Origin of the sequence: Ramlibacter sp., from assembly GCF_035548915.1 — a bacterium.
GTDB lineage: Bacteria > Pseudomonadota > Gammaproteobacteria > Burkholderiales > Burkholderiaceae_C > Ramlibacter.
In genome coordinates this window covers 69,884-86,262 of record NZ_DASZSE010000005.1, presented here as the reverse complement: position 1 = coordinate 86,262, position 16,379 = coordinate 69,884, and the positions used below count along the sequence as shown (strand labels likewise).

Sequence of the window (16,379 nt, the reverse complement as noted above, 5' to 3'; positions counted from 1 at the left end):
TCAATCCGTGGTGGCTGGACGGCGGGAGGCCATCATGGTTTCTGCGCCCCGCTCGCCGGCTTCTCGGCAGCTGCGGAGACCTTCACGGGCTGGGATGCGCCGGCCGCGGCGCTCGCGGCGTTCGCCGGCATGGAAGCGCCGCTCGCGCCCGGGGCGGCCTTCTGCACTTCGCTTGCCCGCAGCAGCTTCACGCGCATCGTGAAGTTCGAGACGCGCCGCTGCTCGCGGCTGCCCGCGAGCGAAATATTCGCGGCCACGATCTCCACGAGCTCGGGCCGCGTGAGCCAGGGGCTGTTGTTGCCCATGTTGCGCAAGAGCTCCGACACGCGCTCGTTGGACTGCGCGACGCCGTCGAGCGTCACGATCTGGTTTTCCTGCTTGAGCTTGGTGATGTACACGCCGTCGGGCAGCTGCTTCACGAGTTCGTTCAGCAGGTACACGGGCATGTTGCGGTCGGCCTGCAGGTCTTCCACCGCCTGCTGGCGCGCGCGAAGCGCCGCGATTTCCTGCTGCAGGTTCGCGATGTCCTTGATCTGCGCCTCGAGCCGCTTGATCTCGTTGTTCAGGAGCGCGTTGCGGTTTTCCTGCGCCGAGATCTGCGCGGCATACCACAGGAAGATCCCGCCCGCGATCAGGCCGCCCGCGAGCGCGGAGGCGCCGAGGGAGACGAAGAACGCTTCTTGCCTGCGCTTGCGCGCCGCTTCCCGGTGGGGCAGCAGGTTGATCAGGATCACTGCATGAACCTCCGCATGGCGAGCCCGCACGAAGTGAGGTACGAAGGCGCTTCACGCTTCACCTTCTTCTCGCGCACGTTCTCGCCGATGTGCATGCCCTGGAACGGATCGGCCAGGCTGCAGGTGAAGGAGGTCTGTGCCGTGACCGCTTCGGTGAGGCCCGGCAGCGCGGCCGAGCCGCCCGCGAGCATGATGTAGTCCACGCGGTTGTGCGGCGTGCTCGTGAAGAAGAACTGCAGCGCCCGCGCGATCTCCTGCGCCATGCTTTCCACGAACGGCTTGAGCACGCCGCTGTCATAGTCCTCCGGGAGGTCTCCGTTGCGCTTCTTCGCCTCGGCCTCCTCCTGCGAGAAACCGTACTGGCGCACGATGAGCTGCGTGAGCTGCGCGCCGCCGAAGGCCTGGTCGCGGTCGTAGAGCACTTCCTCGTTGCGCAGCACCTGCATGCTGGTCGTGGAAGCGCCGACTTCGAAGAGGGCGACCATGAGGTCGGTGCCCTGATTCGGCAGCGCCTGGATGAGGCGGCCGGCGGCCAGGCGCGACGCGTATGATTCGACGTCGACAATCACGGGCTTCAACCCCGCGGCCTCGGCGAGGCCCTGGCGGTCCTGCACTTTTTCCTTGCGGGAGGCGGCGATCAGCACTTCGACGTCGCCCTGCGAGGACGGGCTCGGACCGATCACGCAGAAGTCGAGGCTCACCTCGTCGAGCGAAAACGGAATGTACTGATTGGCTTCCGTTTCGACTTGAACTTCCAGCTCCTGTTCGGTCATACCGCCGGGCAGGATGATTTTCTTGGTGATGACGGCCGAGGCCGGCAGCGCCATCGCCACGTTCCTCGTCCGGCTGCCGCTTTTCTTCACGACCCGCCGCATGGCTTCCGCCACCTCATCGAACTTGTCGACCGTGCCGTCGGTGATCCAGCCGCGCTCGAGAGGCTCGATGGCGCAGCGCTCGAGCACGAAGTTGCCTTCCTTGTCGCGGCCGAGCTCGACGAGCTTCACACTGGACGAGCTGATGTCCAGGCCGAGCAGCGGCGCGGGTTGGCGGCTGAACAATGAACCGAGAGCACTCAAGCCCGTCTCCTGAATCGCCGCTCAAGGGGCGGTAACAAAACTTAAGATTCCACTTCAATGCTAGCAGTAACGTCCTTGTCCCACAAAGGATTTTTCCCCTCGCCCGACAATGAAGCGTTGCCAAAAACCGACGACGGCGCGGCCGTTTTCACCGCCACGGCCGGGCAACCCCCCCTTCCTATAATGGCCGCGTCAGGGCGGCCCGTGGAGATTTATGTCCTCTGAACCTTCTTCCGACAACGCAGGCGGGCCGAAAGCGGCGATGCCGGGCTGGCAGCGAGTGCTGCTGCGCCTCGTCTTCTGGGCCGGCGGGCTCGCGCTCGCGGGCGTCGTCTCGCTCGCCACGATCGCGGGCGTCGCGCTGGCGGTGGCGTATCCCAATCTGCCCGACATTTCGGAGCTGGTCGACTACCGGCCGAAGCTGCCGATGCGCATCTATTCGGTCGACGGCGTCCTGATCGGGGAATTCGGCGAGGAAAGGCGCAACCTCACGCCGATCGACCAGATTCCGAAGGTGATGAAGCAAGCCGTCCTCGCCATCGAGGACTCGCGCTTCTACGAGCACAGCGGCGTGGACTACAAGGGGCTCGTGCGCGCGATCTTCGCGAACGTGGGCCACATCAAGAGCCAGGGCGCCTCGACCATCACGATGCAGGTGGCGCGCAACGTCTATCTCTCCTCCGAGAAGACCTTCACTCGCAAGCTGTACGAAATCCTGCTGACGTTCAAGCTCGAGCACCTGCTCACGAAGGACCAGATCCTCGAGATCTACATGAACCAGATTTTCCTCGGCAACCGCGCGTACGGCTTCGCGGCGGCGTCCGAGGCGTACTTCGGCAAGCCGATGAAGGACCTCACCATCGCCGAGGCGGCGATGCTCGCGGGGCTGCCCAAGGCGCCGTCCGCGTACAACCCGATCACGAATCCGTCGCGCGCGCGCGCGCGCCAGCAGTACATCATCGAGCGGATGCAGGACAACGGCTTCATCACGTCCGAGCAGGCCGAAGAGGCGAAAAAGCAGGAGCTCAAGGTGAGAAGCGGCCTGCCGACCTTGAGCGTGCACGCCGAGTACATCGCCGAAACCGTGCGTCAGCTCGTGTATGCGCAGTACGGCGACGAAACCTACACGCGCGGCCTGAACGTCTACACGACGATTCACGCCGACCAGCAGGAAGCCGCGTACAAGGCGCTGCGCGCGGGCATCATGAACTACGAGAAGCGGCAGATCTACCGCGGCCCCGAGGAGTTCGTGGACCTGCCCACCGACCCGAAGCAGGTGGACGACGCCATCGACGACGCGCTCGCCGAACACCCGGACAACGGCGACGTGCTCTCGGCCGTGGTGCTCGAAGCCGGCCCGAAGAAGATCGTGGCCGTGCGCAGCAGCGGCGACCGCTTCGAGATCGTGGGCGACGGCCTGCGGCCCGCGCAGTCGGGCCTGTCGGACAAGGCGCCGCCCAAGATCAAGATTCGCCGGGGCGCGGTGATCCGCGTCATGAAGACGCCCAAGGACACCTGGGAGATCACGCAATTGCCGGAAGTGGAAGGCGCATTCGTCGCGGTCGACCCGCGCGACGGCGCGGTGCACGCGCTCGTGGGCGGCTTCGACTTCGGCAAGAACAAGTTCAACCACGTGATGCAGGCGTGGCGCCAGCCGGGCTCGGGCTTCAAGCCCTTCATCTATTCGGCGGCGCTGGAAAAGGGCTTCACGCCCACCACCATCGTGAACGACGGGCCGCTTTTCTTCGATGCGGGCGTGACGGGCGGCCAGCCCTGGGAGCCGAAGAACTACGACGGCAAGTTCGAGGGCCCGATGCCGCTGCACATGGCGCTCGCCAAGTCGAAGAACATGGTGTCGATCCGCATCCTGCAGGCGGTGGGCACGCAAAACGCGCAGGACTGGATCACGCGCTTCGGGTTCGACGCGGACAAGCATCCGCCTTACCTCACGATGGCGCTGGGTGCCGGCTCCGTGACGCCGATGCAGATGGCGCTCGGCTATTCGGTGTTCGCCAACGGGGGCTATCGGGTGAATCCGTGGCTCGTGACGAAGATCACGGACCAGAAGGGCAAGGTGCTTGTGGAGAGCCAGCCGCCGCTGCCCAACGAGTCGGTGCGCGCGATCGATGCGCGCAACGCCTTCGTGATGGACCGCCTCCTGCAGGAAGTGGCGCGGTCGGGCACCGCGGCCCGGGCGCAGGCGACGCTGAAGCGCCCCGACCTCTACGGCAAGACGGGGACGACGAACGACTCGATCGACACGTGGTTCAACGGTTTCCATCCGACGCTGGTTGCGATCGTATGGATGGGATATGACCAGCCCAAGTCGCTGGGGGACCGTGAGACCGGTGGGGGCTTGAGCCTGCCGGTGTGGATCGACTTCATGCAGACCGCCCTGAAGGGCGTGCCGGTAATGGAGCCGACGCCGCCCGAAGGCGTGGTGAACCTCGGTGGCGAGTGGTACTACGAAGAGTATGCGCGTGGCGCGGGCGTGAGCAGCCTGGGTCTGGATCAGGCGGGAGCGCCGGGTGTGGTGCCGGGAATGCCACCGGATGCGGGCGGTGGCGGCAGCAATGTCACCGTGCCGAGCGGAAGCGTGAATCCGGCGGCGCGTCGTGGGCCGCAGGGGGAGGCGTCGCCGGGGTCGCCTGCGGTGGACCGGAGCCTCATGAATTCGGATGGGATGCCGCCCCCGCGCACGCCCGGCGAGGAGCGGCGCAGCATTCTCGATCTGTTCAGGAATTAGGGGCGCCGAGTCGTCATAGCTGCCTGCAGCGCCGTTAGCGCCGCCTGCAAACGCCGTCATTCGTGCGCGCAACGCCGCGATCGCCGCCTGCACGCCGTCATTCGTGCACGCGGGCCGTCATTCCCGCCTGCAAACGCCGTCATTGCCACCTGCAACGCCGTCATTGCCACCTGCAAACGCCGTCATTCCCGCGCAGGCGGGAATCCAGAGCCCCCCTCCTCGGCGTTCACGCCTCACCACCCGCTGACACTCCACCACCTCGCGGCAAAGCTGCGTGCGGGCGGGCCGCGGCGCGCGCTACGGCGTCCGTCGTGCTGCGCTTCGCGCAGCCCTACCGGATCCCCTGCGCCGGGCGACCCCGCGCCCCCGCGGCGCAACTCCCTACGAGTTTGGCGCGTACGCCAAACTCTCCGTTCGAACAAGCGCCGCGAGCCAGAACACGTACGCGCCGCGCGATACGCGCCTGCAGCGCTCTCGTCGCCGCGCTGGGGCGCGGGGCACACCCGCCGCAGGCGCCTGTGCTTTATTGCGCGCCGCAGCCCGCCCACACGCAGCTTTGCTGTGAGACCCTGCCACACCACCTGCTATGCGGTCCAGCATTGCGACGCCGGGGAGGGAACACGGCACACACCGGTGACGTGTCTCAGCGCATCCACGCCGCGTCTTGCGGCCCGGCCTGGCGCGCCATCCAGGCCGTCACGCGGCAGTGAACTCGATCGCCATCCCGGCCTGCGTGCTCGCTTCGCGCGAGAGGTCGGCATAGAACTCCCCGCCATGCCCCTTGGTGTCCATCCACCGCTCGCCATCGAATCGATAGTGATACGCCGCGGCCTTGGCAGCCATCCACACCTCGTGCAGCGGCCTTTGCAAGTTGATGACGATCTGAGTGCCGTTGCGAAAAGTGAGCGTCACCATGCCACCCACGCGCTGCGAGTCGACGTCGGCGTCGGTCGATTCGTCGATCTCGTCGCAGCGCGCTTCGACTCGCGCGAGCAGCGCTTCCGCACGGTCGAGGTATTCGAGGTCGGTCATTACAATCGTTCGATGTTCATGGCATTGGCAAAGATTCTAGTCAGCGCACCGGCGCGACGGCTTGCCCTCGCGGCTGGCATGGTCGCGATGCTCCCGGCCTGCGGCCAGAAAGGCCCGCTCGTGCTGCCCACCGGCGAAGCGGCCACCGGCCGTGCGACGGTGATCGAAACACTCACGCCCCGCCCCGACACACTGCTGCCGCCCCCTCTGAACACGCCCGTCCCGCCCGCATCCGCGCCGCCCACCGGCACTGCCACGCCGGGAGGCCGCGAGTGAGCAGCGCCGCATTGCCCGGCTCGCCGCACTTCGCGTACCGCTCGGGCCGCCTCCACTGCGAAGACGTCGCGCTCGAAGACCTCGCGCGGCGCCACGGCACACCGCTTTTCGTGTATTCGAAAGCCGCGATGCTCGCCTCGCTCGCGGCCTACCGGCGCGGCTTCGCGGGACGCAAGTCGCGCATCTTCTACGCGATGAAAGCCAACTCGTCGCTCGGCATCCTGCAGGTGTTCGCGCGCGCGGGATGCGGCTTCGACATCGTCTCCGGCGGCGAGCTGGAACGCGCGCTGGCCGCCGGCGGCGACGCGCGCGACGTGATCTTCTCCGGCGTCGGAAAGACCCGCGCCGAAATGCGGCGCGCGCTGGAAGCGGGCATCGGCTGCTTCAACGTCGAAAGCGAAGCCGAACTCGAGGTACTGAGCGAAGTCGCGCGCGAGATGGGCCGCACGGCGGCCGTGAGCATCCGGGTGAATCCGAACGTCGACCCGAAGACGCACCCCTACATCTCCACCGGCCTGCGCAGCAACAAGTTCGGCGTGGCACACGAACGCGTACTGCACGCCTACCGGCGCGCGGCCGAACTGCCGGGGATTTCGATCGCCGGCATCGACTGCCACATCGGCTCGCAGATCACCGAGACCGACCCTTATCTCGACGCGATGGACCGCATCCTCGATCTCGTGGAGGAAGTGGAACGCGCGGGCATCCGACTCGGCCACATCGACTTCGGAGGCGGCCTGGGCATCTCCTATGCCGGCGAGCAGCCGCCGCGAGCGGACGAACTGTGGCGCTCGCTGCTCGAACGCGTGGACGAGCGCGGCTTCGGCGACCGCGAACTCATGATCGAGCCCGGGCGCTCGCTCGTCGGCAATGCGGGCGTCTGCGTGACCGAAGTGCTCTATCTGAAGCCCGGCGAACAGAAGAACTTCTGCATCGTCGACGCCGCGATGAACGACCTGCCGCGCCCCGCGATGTACCAGGCCTATCACGCCGTCGTGCCGCTCGCGGAGTCCTCGCGCGAGGCGCACACCTACGACATCGTCGGCCCCGTGTGCGAAAGCGGCGACTGGCTCGCGCGCGACCGCGAGCTTGCCGCGCAGCCGGGCGAATTCCTCGCCGTGATGTCCGCGGGCGCGTATTGCATGAGCATGGCGAGCAACTACAACACACGCGGCCGCGCCGCCGAAGTGCTGGTGGATGGCGGCCAGGCGCACGTGATCCGCGAGCGCGAAACGCCCGCGGACTTGATGCTCAAGGAAAAGCTGGCCCCCTGAGCCGCATGCGCGCTTTCATGAAGCGCACGAGCCGCCAGCCGAGCAGCACCGCGAGGATCGCCGCGTACACGGCCACCTCGGCAAAGTTGTGCTTGCCCGCGCGCATCCAGAAGAAATGGAGGATGCCGAGCCCCGCGATCGCGTAGACGAGGCGATGCAGCGATTGCCAGCGCTTTGCGCCCAGCGCTCTCACCGCGCGGTTGAAGGAAGTGGCGGCCAGCGGGGTGAGCAGCACGAAGGCGCTGAAGCCCACGAGGATGAACGGCCGCTTGCCGATGTCCTTCGCGATGTCGGCCACGTCGAACCCCTTGTCGAACCAGCTGTAGCACAGCAGGTGCAGCACGACGTAGAAGTAAGTGAAGAGCCCGAACATGCGGCGAAAGCGCGCGAGCGCGGGCACGCGGAGCGTGACGCGCAGCGGTGTCACGGCGAGAGTGATGCAGAGAAACCGCAGCGTCCAGTCGCCGGTGGAGCGCGTGAGGTGCTCGGCCGGATTGGCGCCGAGCTGGTTCGTGACCGCGCCGTAAAGAAGCCAGGCGAGGGGCAGCAGCGCAAGCGCGAACACGAGCGGCTTCGCGATGGCGTGCTGGAGCATCCGTTGCAGGCGTGTCATGAAGCGCGATGCCTGGAAAATCCAGCCTGTCGATTCAGTAGTTCTTCTTCAGGTCCATGCCCGCATAGAGCTGGCCGACCTGCGCCTCGTAGCCGTTGAACATCAATGTCTTGCGGCGCTTCGCGAAGAGGCCATCTTCCCCGATGCGCCGCTCCGTCGCCTGCGACCAGCGCGGATGGTCCACGTTCGGATTCACGTTGGAATAGAAGCCGTACTCGTTCGCCGCAGCCTTGTTCCACGCCGTCCCCGGCATCCTGTCGGTGAAGCGGATCTGCACCAGGCTCTTCGCGCTCTTGAAGCCGTACTTCCACGGGACCACGACGCGCACCGGCGCGCCGTTCTGGTTGGGCAGCACCTCGCCGTACATCCCGAGTGCGAGCAGCGTGAGCGGATGCATCGCTTCGTCCATGCGCAAGCCTTCGACGTAGGGCCAGTCGAGAACGCGCGAGCGCACGCCCGGCATCTGGTCGCGATCGGCGAGCGTCGTGAACTCGACGAACTTCGCAGCGCCGAGCGGCTCCACGCGCTCCACGAGTTTCGACAGCGAATAGCCTACCCAGGGGATCACCATCGACCAGCCTTCGACGCAGCGCAGGCGATAGATGCGTTCCTCGAGCGGCGCGAGCCGCCGCAAGTCCTCGATGGACAGCTTCACCGGTTTCTTCACGAGCCCGCTCACCTCCACCGTCCACGGCGAAGTCCTGAGGGTGTGCGCGTGTTCCGCCGGGTCTTCCTTGTCCGTGCCGAACTCGTAGAAGTTGTTGTAGGAGGTCGCGTCCTTGTAGTCGGTGAGCTTCTCCATCGTCACCGCGCCCGCCACGGCGGACTTCGCTGCGGCAAGCGGCGCGAGCTTGCCCGGCCGGGGCACTTGCGCCTGCGCGAATGCCTCCCGCTGCGCCCACGACGCGAGCGCCGCGCCGGCGGCGCCCGTTGCCATCCACCGGAGCATGTCGCGCCGCCCGCGATACACCGCCTGCGGCGTGATCTCGCTCGGCACGGAATGGTCGAACCCGTCGCGATCGGTCTTGATGAGCATGGACGTCTCTCCTGCAACTGCCGCTGGGTCGGCGCGAGCGCCGGTTTTCTTACAGCTCGCCGTAGCTGTGCAAGCCCGAAAGGAACATGTTGACGCCGAGGAAGGCGAAAGTCGTCACCGCCAGGCCCACGAGCGCCCACCAGGCCGAGACGGTGCCACGCAGGCCTTTCATGAGGCGCATGTGCAGCCAGGCCGCATAGTTGAGCCAGACGATGAGCGCCCACGTCTCCTTCGGATCCCAGCTCCAGTAACCGCCCCAGGCTTCGGCGGCCCAGAGCGCCCCCAGCACGGTCGCGATCGTGAAGAAGGCGAAGCCCACCGTGATCGCCTTGTACATCACGTCGTCCAGCACTTCGAGCGCGGGCAGCCGCTCGGCAATGCGCTTGCGGCCCCACAGGATGCCGCCCACGACGAGCGCCGAGATGCCGAAGTACACAGCCCAGTACGAAGCGCCCGTCTGCACGGTCTTGCGAAACACGATGGGCAGCGTGCAAAGCACGACACCGAGCACCCACAGCGGCGCGAGCCGATGCCAGCGCACTTCGCCCGCCTGCTGCTTGATGAGATAGGCGAAAGCCACCATCGCCGACAGCGAGAAGGTGCCGTAGCCGATGAAGTTGGCCGGCACGTGCAGCTTCATCCACCAGCTCTTGAGCGCGGGCACGAGCGGCTGGATCTCCTGCGCCTGGCGGTCCATCGTGTACCAGAGCAGGAAGCCGACCGCGGCGCTCACGACGAGCATCACGAAAGCCCCGAGCGCACGGGTGCCGTAGCGATCTTCGAAATACAGATAGAACCCGGTCGTGAGCCAGCAGAAGAGCACGAAAACCTCGTAGAGGTTGCTCACGGGGATGTGGCCGATGTCCGCTCCGATCAGGTAGCTTTCGTACCACCGCACGAGCGTGCCGATCAGTGCCATCGCCACCGCGACGTACGCGAGGCGCGATCCGATGGACTCCATCGCCTGGGACTGCGCGGTCGTGAACATGCCGAGCCAGTAGAACGCCGTGCTCATGAAAAAGAGCATGCCCATCCAGAGGATGGCCGACTGGCTCGCGAGGAAGTACTTCAGCCAGAACACGTTGTCCGCGCGAGCGAGGTCGCCCTGGTAGGCCCAGATGCCGAGCAGCGCGAAGCCCGCCGCGCACAGCATGAGCGTGCGCGCGGGCCGCCAGAACCACGCGAGCCACGTCACCGCCGGGACGGCCGCGACAAGGATGCCCTTCTCGTACACGTCCATGAACTGGCCGTAGCGCGCGAACGCGAACACGGCGCCCGCGAGCACGAGCAGCGCGAAGAGCCAGTCGCCCAGGCGGCGGCCGGAAAGGAATCCCTCGTTCAGCGCGAAGGTCGTGGCGGCCGCAGGATGGGTCGTGAGCTGGGTCGCGGGATTGGTTGTCGTAGCGGTATTCATGCATTCACCCCGATCAGGGCCTGTTTCAGCCGCGCGAATTCACGGTCGGTATCGAGCGTCTTGCGATTGGTCGAAAGCGCCATCGTCGCTTCGGTCGTGCCGTCGCGCACGCCGAGCCACACCCACAGGCGCCGCTCGCGGATGTACAGCATGGCAAAAACCCCGAGGATCAGCAAGGCGCACCCCAGGTAGACGACGTAGTGGCCGGGCGAACGCGTGACCTGGAACACGCTCGCCTGCACCTGCTTGAAATCCTTGAGCTGGAACGCGACCGGCGCGGGATAGGCGTGAATGTCGCTCAGCGCGAGCACGGCCTGCGTCATGAAGCGCTGCGTGGCATCGTTGGGCTCGAGCGGCTTGAGCCCCGCGCGTTCGCGGCTCATCTGCGCGAGCTGGAAGAGCGCGCCGTTCAGGATGCGCACCAGCACTTCGCTCGCGCGGGCGCGCTCGCCCTCGGCCACCTTCGCCTCGAGGAAATCGGATACGGCCTGCAAGCCGCCCACCGCCTTGCCCGGCAACGTCTCCGCGCCGGCGAAAAGACCGAGCGCCTTGCCCGTGGACTCCGCGAGCTGCCGCGCGAGCTCGGGCCGCGACGCGTCCGTCGCCTTCTGCGCGAAGCGCCTCACCGCTTCCTCGCGCAGCGCCGGATCGGCCAGCGCCGCACGCAGGCGGAAAAATCCTTCCATGCTGCCTTGCTCGTCGGCAGGCACGCGCAGGTAGCGGAAGGCGTCGCCCGGGTTCTCGCGCACGCCCAGCAGGAAGACCGGCACGCCCTCGCCGGTATCGACCGGCAGCATGTAGTTGTTGAATTCGCGCGCCTGACCCGCCGCGTCGCGCAGCTTGTAGCTCACGCTCGGGCCGACGTTGCGCAGCGTCTTGCGGCCGGTCACCTTGCGCACGTCGTTGCGTTGCGGCTCGGCGCCGCCCAGGTCCTCCACGTTCATCACGCGCAGACCCGTGTACTCGAGCGTCATCTTCTCGGCGCCGTTGCCCTGCCCCTTGGTGAGCTGCGACGTCCCGCCGATCGTGCCTTCGATCTCGAAGCGCTTGCCGCTGCCGTCCATCGGCACGGCTTCGAGCTTCACGCTCGATCCGCCGTCGTCGAAGCTCGACTGGTAGATGTCGATGCCGCGCCAGCTGAAGGGCTTGTTCACTTCCACGCGGGCCGGCACGGCCTCGCCCGTCTCGCGGTCGTGCACGACGATGTCGCTCGCAAAGAGCTTGGGCATGCCGGTCGAGTAGTGCTCGACCACGAACTTCTTCAGCTCGATCGAGAAGGGCAGCTCCTGCAGCAGCACGCCGTCGGACTGGCTGAGGATCGCTGTCGACGACTGCGTGCCCTCGGCCACGAGGATGTTGCCGCGGAAGGTCGGGTTGCGGCTTCCGAGCCGGTGTTCGCGCGACACGTCCGCGATCATCCCGCTGCCGCGGTAGGGCGTCTTCCCGCCGGCGAGCATCTGCGCGCGCACGATCAGGTCACCGTCCAGAAGGCCGCCCAGGCAGACCAGCACGATCGCGCTGTGCGCGGCGAGGTAGCCGATCTTGTTGGCCGCGCCCGCGCGCGCGGCGACCATCCAGCCCGCGGAAACGCCGTCTCGCTGCTGCAGGCGCACCTTCCAGCCGCTTGCCGCGAGCAGGTTGCCGATGCGGCGCGCGGCCGCTTCGGCATCCTCGCCCGGCAGCATCGCGTGCGCGCGATGGTGGAAGGCCTTCAGGCTCTGTTCGCGGATGTCTTCCTTCAGCGACCGCAGGTCCGCGACGATCTTGGGCGCGTTGCGCGCGATGCAAAGCGACGTGCTCGCCACGAGGAACGCGAGGATCAGCAGGAACCAGGGCGCGCTGTAGACCGCGTTCAGGTGCGCGGTAAGAAAGAGGTCCGCCCAGAACGGTCCGAACTTGTCGACGTAGTTGCCCGCCGGCTCCTGCTGGCGAAGCACCGTTCCGATGATGGAGGCGATGCAGATCACCGTGAGCAGCGAGATCGCGAACCGCATCGACGACCCGAGCTCCAGCACCGAGCGCAGCGTCTGCGAGCCGGTCTTCAGGCGAAGGCCCTGTGTGGCGGCGGTCATCGGGCGTTACGGGGTCGGAAATTCGGAATCGGAAAGTGAAAAAGGCGGGAGCCTCGCTCGCGAGGCACCCGCCTTCCTGTGGAGTCTGTTCCCGGCGGTTAGTTCAAGGGCTATCGCAGGCCGGCGATGTAGTCTGCCACCGCCGAAATTTCCTTGTCGTTCATGCGGGCGGCAATGGCCATCATCTGCGGGCTGTTCTTGCGGTTGCCGTCGCGGAAAGCCTTCAGCTGCGCGGCGATGTAGTCGGCATGCTGGCCGGAAAGACGGGGGTACTGCGCGGGGATGCCGGCGCCGTTGGGGCTGTGGCAGCCCGCGCAGGCCGCCACGTGGCGGTCGGCGATGCCGCCGCGGTAGATGCTTTCTCCGGCGGAGACGAGCTCCTTGTCTTTGGCGAAGCCGGGCTTGGCCTTCTGGCCGCCCACGAAGGCCGCGATGTTCTTCATGTCGGCGTCCGTGAGCTGCGAGGCGAAGCCCTGCATGATCGGGTTCTGGCGCTTGCCCGCCTTGAACTCCTGCAGCTGCTTCACGATGTACTCGGGATGCTGCTGCGCGAGCTTGGGGTTGGCGGGCGTGCCCGAATTGCCGTCGGCGCCGTGGCAGGCGGCGCACACGGCGGTGAACTTAGCGGAGCCTTGCGCGGCGTCCGGCTTGAACTGCGCGGCGGCAGTGGCGGGCGCACCCGGTGCGGCCTGCCCCTCGGCAGCGGCGGCAGCGCAGGGAATGGCGATCGCAAGGGCGAGCGCCTGGGCGAGCAGCAGGAAAACGTGCGACTTCATGGGGTCTCTGTTCTGTTCGGTTTCTTTGGCGCAAAACCCCGGGATTCTACAATGCCGCTCCCACCATGACCCGACCCACGGCCTCGAGCGCCCCACCTCCTTCCGCCGCCGCGCAGGCCCTCGCATGGCTGCACACGGCGCGCTTCATGACGACCGCGCCCCGGCTGGAGCACTTGCCACCGCACGAATTCCCGGAGGTGGCCTTCGTCGGCCGCTCCAATGCGGGCAAGTCCACCTGCATCAACACGCTCACGCAGCAAAAGCGCCTCGCGTTCGCCTCGAAGACGCCCGGCCGCACGCAGGCGATCAATCTCTTTGCGCTCGGCAAGCAAGGCGGAGTCGACGCCGTGCTGGCCGACCTGCCCGGCTACGGCTACGCGGCGGTGCCGAGGCAAGACAAGATTCGCTGGCAACAGGTGATGGCGAACTACCTCGTGACGCGCGAGAACCTGCGGGGCGTGGTCATGCTGTGCGATCCGCGGCACGGCCTCACCGAGCTCGACGAGATCCTGCTCGAGGTGATCCGCCCGCGCATCGAGCAGGGCCTGGCCCTCCTCGTGCTGCTCACCAAGGCCGACAAGCTGAACCGGGCCGAAGCGAACAAGGCGCTGTCGATTGCGCGACTGCAGACCGCGGGCGGTACCGTCAAACTCTTCTCCGCCCTGAAGCGTCAGGGCGTGGAGGACACTGCCCTCCTCCTCTGGCAGTGGACGCACCCGAGCGAGGCGCCGTGATCGAAACGTTCCAGCAAGCCCTGCCCCATGGCATCGAACTCTCCTGCCGCGCGGCCGGCGAGCGGGGGCGCCCCGTGCTGATGTTCCTGCACGGTTTCCCCGAGGCGGCGTTCATCTGGGACGACGTGCTCGAACACTTCGCAGCCCGCGGCTTTCGCTGCGTGGCGCCCAACCTGCGCGGCTACGAACGATCCAGCCAGCCGGCCGAAGTGGCGGCGTACCGCGCGAAAGAGCTCGCGAAGGACATCGCGGCGCTGATCGCGATCGAAGGCGCGCCGCTCGAGATGCTCGTGGCGCACGACTGGGGCGGCGCCGTGGCCTGGATGGTCGCCAATGCGATGCCGCAGCTCACGAAGCGTCTGGCCATCGTGAATTCGCCGCATCCCGGCACGTTCCTGCGCGAGCTGAAGGGCAACCCCCGGCAGCAGGAGGCCAGCGCGTACATGAATTTCCTGATCCGGCCCGATGCGGAGGCCCTGTTGCGAGAAGACGGCTACCGGCGTCTCTTCGAGTTCTTCACGCGGTTCGGCGGCGCGCAGTGGCTCACCGAAGAACTGCGGCGCAATTATCGGGAGGTGTGGGACCTCAGCCTCACCGGCGGCTGCAACTACTACCGGGCATCGCCTCTGCGGCCGCCGCGCCCCGGCGACCCGGGTGCCGCCGCGATCGACCTGCCGCGCTCGATGTTCACGGTGGACATCCCGACGCTCGTGCTGTGGGCGATGGAAGATGCGGCACTGCCGCCGGAACTGGTGGACGGTCTCGAGGACTACGTGTCGCGCCTCACGCTCGAAAAGGTTCCCGGCGCCACGCACTGGATCGTTCACGAACGTCCGGGCTTCGTGATGGAGCGGCTTTCGGCCTTTCTGGAACGCGGGCCCGCGTAAGCGGCCACGGCGCGCCGCTAGTACACGCCCGGTTCGCCCTCCGGCCGCGACTTGAACCGCTTGTGCACCCAGTAGTACTGGTCGGGCATGGTGTCGATGTAGTTCTCGAGCCTCGCGTTCATGAGCGCGGTGTCCGCGGGAATGTCCCCGCTCGGAAACGCCGTCCATGCATCGAGCACCCGCACCTCGTAGCCCGCCGGTGTCATGCACGTCGTCACCGGCACCACCTTGGCCTTGCCGAGCCGCGCAAAGCGCGAGAGCGATGGCAGCGTGGCCGCCTGGATGCCGAAGAACGGGACGAAGATCGATTCCTCCGCACCGAAGTTCATGTCGGGCAGCAGGTAGAGTACTTCCCCGCGGCGCAATGCGCTTGCGAGCGCATGTACGCCCTGCGCGCGCCCGAACGGACGGCCCGACGCGAAGCGGTTGCGCCCCGCGAGCGCCCACGCATCCAGCACCTTGTTCGCCTGCTGCGTGTAGATGCCCACGAACCTGCGCGGGACTTGCTGCGTGAGCGCCGTCCAGCCCGCGTCCATGCCCACGAAGTGCGGTGCGAAGATCACGGTGGGTGCGTTGCCGGCCAGTTCGTGAAGCGCCCCGGTGAGCAGAAGCCGGCGACGGGTGATCTCGGGGTCTCCGTGCCAAATCCAGCTGCGGTCCAGCCACGCCTGCGCGAAGCGGACGAAGTGCCGTCGCAGCAGCTTTTCGCGCTCGGCGGGGGAAAGCTTCGGGAAGCAGAGTTCGAGATTGCGCCGGGCCACGCGCCTGCGCGGCACGACGACCGTGTAAAGGAGCAGGCCGAGCATCCATCCGCCCGCGCGCAACCAGCGCAGCGGCAGCGGCGCGATCGCCTTCATGAAGAGGATGCCCAGGTACGAGATCACGGCGCGGTCTCATGCCTGGGCGTCTTGTAACGGGCGTAGCCCCACAGATACTGCTCGGGCCTTTCGCGCACGAGCCGCTCCATCCCCGCATTCACCTGAGCGGCCGCGGCCGCGGGGTCTCTCGCCAGCGCATCCGGCCACGGCCTCAGGTGGATGCGATAGCCCGCGCCGCGCGGCAGGCGTTCTCCCCAGGCGGCCAGCAGCAGTGCGCCGGTCTGCAACGCGAGCCGCGACGGCAGGGTCATGGTGTACGCATCGCGCCCGAAGAAAGGTGCCCAGGCGCCGAATCCCTCGGGCGGCACCTGGTCGGGCAGGAGGCCGACCACGCCGCCGTCCTTCAGCACGCGCAGCATGCGCCGCACGCCCGCGAGCGTCGCGGGCACGGTGTCGAGATGGCCGCCGCGCCGCGCCGTCTCCGCGAGGTCGCGCAGCCACGCCTTGCGATGCGGCCGGTAAAGCACCGTGATCGGCCCGAAGCGCTCGGCATAGGCGCGCGCGGTGATCTCGAAGCAGCCCAGATGCGGCGTGAGAAAGAGGATGCCCCGGCGGACGGCGAGCGCCTCCTCGATGAGCCGGTCGCCCTCCCAGTTGACCGCCACCGGCGCGCCGAGCCACAGGCGCGGGATTTCGAGCGCCATCCGTCCGGCCTCGCCCACCGCCCGGCGGACGTCGGAGAAGCGAAAACCGGCCTGCCGGACGTTGCCGAGAAACCGCCGCCTGTAGGTGGGCGACAACAGAAATGCCGACCAACCCGCGGCCGCGCCCAGCAGATGCAGCAGGAAAAGGGGCCATCGCGCGAGCGAGCGGAAGAGAAGCTTCACTGTG

15 protein-coding genes are annotated in these 16,379 nt (G+C 67.2%); 5 read left to right on the top strand and 10 right to left on the bottom strand.

Features of this window, described 5'->3' with window-relative positions:
- Positions 1–32: 32 nt before the first annotated feature.
- Together VHA82_RS01145 and VHA82_RS01140 are read right to left on the bottom strand one after the other, a co-directional pair.
- Positions 33–734, bottom strand: a complete 702-nt coding sequence (locus VHA82_RS01145; protein ID WP_325539402.1) for a PilN domain-containing protein — start codon at positions 732–734, stop codon at positions 33–35.
- On the bottom strand, positions 731–1,810 hold the full coding sequence (locus VHA82_RS01140) for a pilus assembly protein PilM (protein ID WP_325539400.1): 1,080 nt from the start codon (positions 1,808–1,810) through the stop codon (positions 731–733). The genes VHA82_RS01145 and VHA82_RS01140 overlap by 4 nt, the downstream gene beginning before the upstream one ends.
- Before the next feature lie 262 nt (positions 1,811–2,072).
- Between VHA82_RS01140 and VHA82_RS01135 the strand changes: the two genes are divergently transcribed.
- Positions 2,073–4,556, top strand: a complete 2,484-nt coding sequence (locus VHA82_RS01135) for a penicillin-binding protein 1A (protein ID WP_325539398.1) — start codon at positions 2,073–2,075, stop codon at positions 4,554–4,556.
- Between the two features lie 696 nt (positions 4,557–5,252).
- Here VHA82_RS01135 and cyaY read toward each other — a convergent pair.
- Positions 5,253–5,588, bottom strand: coding sequence for an iron donor protein CyaY (cyaY, locus tag VHA82_RS01130; RefSeq protein WP_325539396.1), 336 nt, complete (start codon positions 5,586–5,588; stop codon positions 5,253–5,255).
- 78 nt (positions 5,589–5,666) lie between these two features.
- On the opposite strand from cyaY, the gene VHA82_RS01125 reads away from it, so the two are divergent.
- Together VHA82_RS01125 and lysA are read left to right on the top strand one after the other, a co-directional pair.
- The gene (locus VHA82_RS01125) at positions 5,667–5,864 is read left to right on the top strand and encodes a lipoprotein (protein ID WP_325539394.1); all 198 of its coding nucleotides are present in this window, start codon (positions 5,667–5,669) and stop codon (positions 5,862–5,864) included.
- Positions 5,861–7,138 carry a diaminopimelate decarboxylase gene (lysA, locus tag VHA82_RS01120; RefSeq protein ID WP_325539392.1) on the top strand — a complete coding sequence of 426 codons (1,278 nt, stop codon included), beginning with the start codon at positions 5,861–5,863 and terminating at the stop codon, positions 7,136–7,138. The genes VHA82_RS01125 and lysA overlap by 4 nt, the downstream gene beginning before the upstream one ends.
- Here lysA and VHA82_RS01115 read toward each other — a convergent pair.
- The 5 genes from VHA82_RS01115 to VHA82_RS01095 all read right to left on the bottom strand — a co-directional run bounded on the left by VHA82_RS01115 (position 7,116) and on the right by VHA82_RS01095 (position 13,049).
- Complete coding sequence (locus VHA82_RS01115) at positions 7,116–7,751, bottom strand: sulfite oxidase heme-binding subunit YedZ (RefSeq protein ID WP_414708608.1); 636 nt, start codon at positions 7,749–7,751, stop codon at positions 7,116–7,118. The two genes, lysA and VHA82_RS01115, sit on opposite strands and share 23 nt — an antisense overlap.
- Positions 7,752–7,785: 34 nt before the next feature.
- Positions 7,786–8,787 carry a protein-methionine-sulfoxide reductase catalytic subunit MsrP gene (msrP, locus tag VHA82_RS01110; protein ID WP_325539390.1) on the bottom strand — a complete coding sequence of 334 codons (1,002 nt, stop codon included), beginning with the start codon at positions 8,785–8,787 and terminating at the stop codon, positions 7,786–7,788.
- 49 nt (positions 8,788–8,836) lie between these two features.
- On the bottom strand, positions 8,837–10,201 hold the full coding sequence (ccsB, locus tag VHA82_RS01105; protein ID WP_325539388.1) for a c-type cytochrome biogenesis protein CcsB: 1,365 nt from the start codon (positions 10,199–10,201) through the stop codon (positions 8,837–8,839).
- Complete coding sequence (locus VHA82_RS01100) at positions 10,198–12,273, bottom strand: cytochrome c biogenesis protein ResB (RefSeq protein WP_325539386.1); 2,076 nt, start codon at positions 12,271–12,273, stop codon at positions 10,198–10,200. The genes ccsB and VHA82_RS01100 overlap by 4 nt, the downstream gene beginning before the upstream one ends.
- 110 nt (positions 12,274–12,383) lie before the next feature.
- Positions 12,384–13,049 (bottom strand): c-type cytochrome, encoded by a 666-nt coding sequence (locus VHA82_RS01095; protein ID WP_325539384.1) that lies wholly within the window; start codon positions 13,047–13,049, stop codon positions 12,384–12,386.
- Between the two features lie 65 nt (positions 13,050–13,114).
- Here VHA82_RS01095 and yihA point away from each other — a divergent pair, with 65 nt between their 5' ends.
- Together yihA and VHA82_RS01085 are read left to right on the top strand one after the other, a co-directional pair.
- A complete protein-coding gene (gene yihA, locus VHA82_RS01090) occupies positions 13,115–13,783 on the top strand; it encodes a ribosome biogenesis GTP-binding protein YihA/YsxC (protein ID WP_325539382.1) in 669 nt (222 codons plus the stop codon).
- Complete coding sequence (locus tag VHA82_RS01085; RefSeq protein WP_325539436.1) at positions 13,780–14,670, top strand: alpha/beta hydrolase; 891 nt, start codon at positions 13,780–13,782, stop codon at positions 14,668–14,670. Before yihA ends, VHA82_RS01085 begins: the two co-directional genes overlap by 4 nt.
- 17 nt (positions 14,671–14,687) lie before the next feature.
- On the opposite strand, the gene VHA82_RS01080 is transcribed toward VHA82_RS01085, so the two are convergent.
- Positions 14,688–15,554 carry a lipid A biosynthesis acyltransferase gene (locus VHA82_RS01080; RefSeq protein ID WP_325539380.1) on the bottom strand — a complete coding sequence of 289 codons (867 nt, stop codon included), beginning with the start codon at positions 15,552–15,554 and terminating at the stop codon, positions 14,688–14,690.
- Positions 15,551–16,375 (bottom strand): lysophospholipid acyltransferase family protein, encoded by an 825-nt coding sequence (locus VHA82_RS01075; protein WP_325539378.1) that lies wholly within the window; start codon positions 16,373–16,375, stop codon positions 15,551–15,553. Before VHA82_RS01075 ends, VHA82_RS01080 begins: the two co-directional genes overlap by 4 nt.
- Between the last annotated feature and the right edge of the window lie 4 nt (positions 16,376–16,379).

Coding starts and splice junctions, on each gene's coding strand:
- VHA82_RS01125 (WP_325539394.1), top strand. CDS start 5,667: ATGGTCGCGATGCTCCCGGCCTGCGGCCAGAAAGGCCCGCTCGTGCTG.
- VHA82_RS01115 (WP_414708608.1), bottom strand. CDS start 7,751: ATGACACGCCTGCAACGGATGCTCCAGCACGCCATCGCGAAGCCGCTC.
- cyaY (WP_325539396.1), bottom strand. CDS start 5,588: ATGACCGACCTCGAATACCTCGACCGTGCGGAAGCGCTGCTCGCGCGA.
- VHA82_RS01135 (WP_325539398.1), top strand. CDS start 2,073: ATGCCGGGCTGGCAGCGAGTGCTGCTGCGCCTCGTCTTCTGGGCCGGC.
- msrP (WP_325539390.1), bottom strand. CDS start 8,787: ATGCTCATCAAGACCGATCGCGACGGGTTCGACCATTCCGTGCCGAGC.
- VHA82_RS01100 (WP_325539386.1), bottom strand. CDS start 12,273: ATGACCGCCGCCACACAGGGCCTTCGCCTGAAGACCGGCTCGCAGACG.
- yihA (WP_325539382.1), top strand. CDS start 13,115: ATGACCCGACCCACGGCCTCGAGCGCCCCACCTCCTTCCGCCGCCGCG.
- VHA82_RS01095 (WP_325539384.1), bottom strand. CDS start 13,049: ATGAAGTCGCACGTTTTCCTGCTGCTCGCCCAGGCGCTCGCCCTTGCG.
- ccsB (WP_325539388.1), bottom strand. CDS start 10,201: ATGAATACCGCTACGACAACCAATCCCGCGACCCAGCTCACGACCCAT.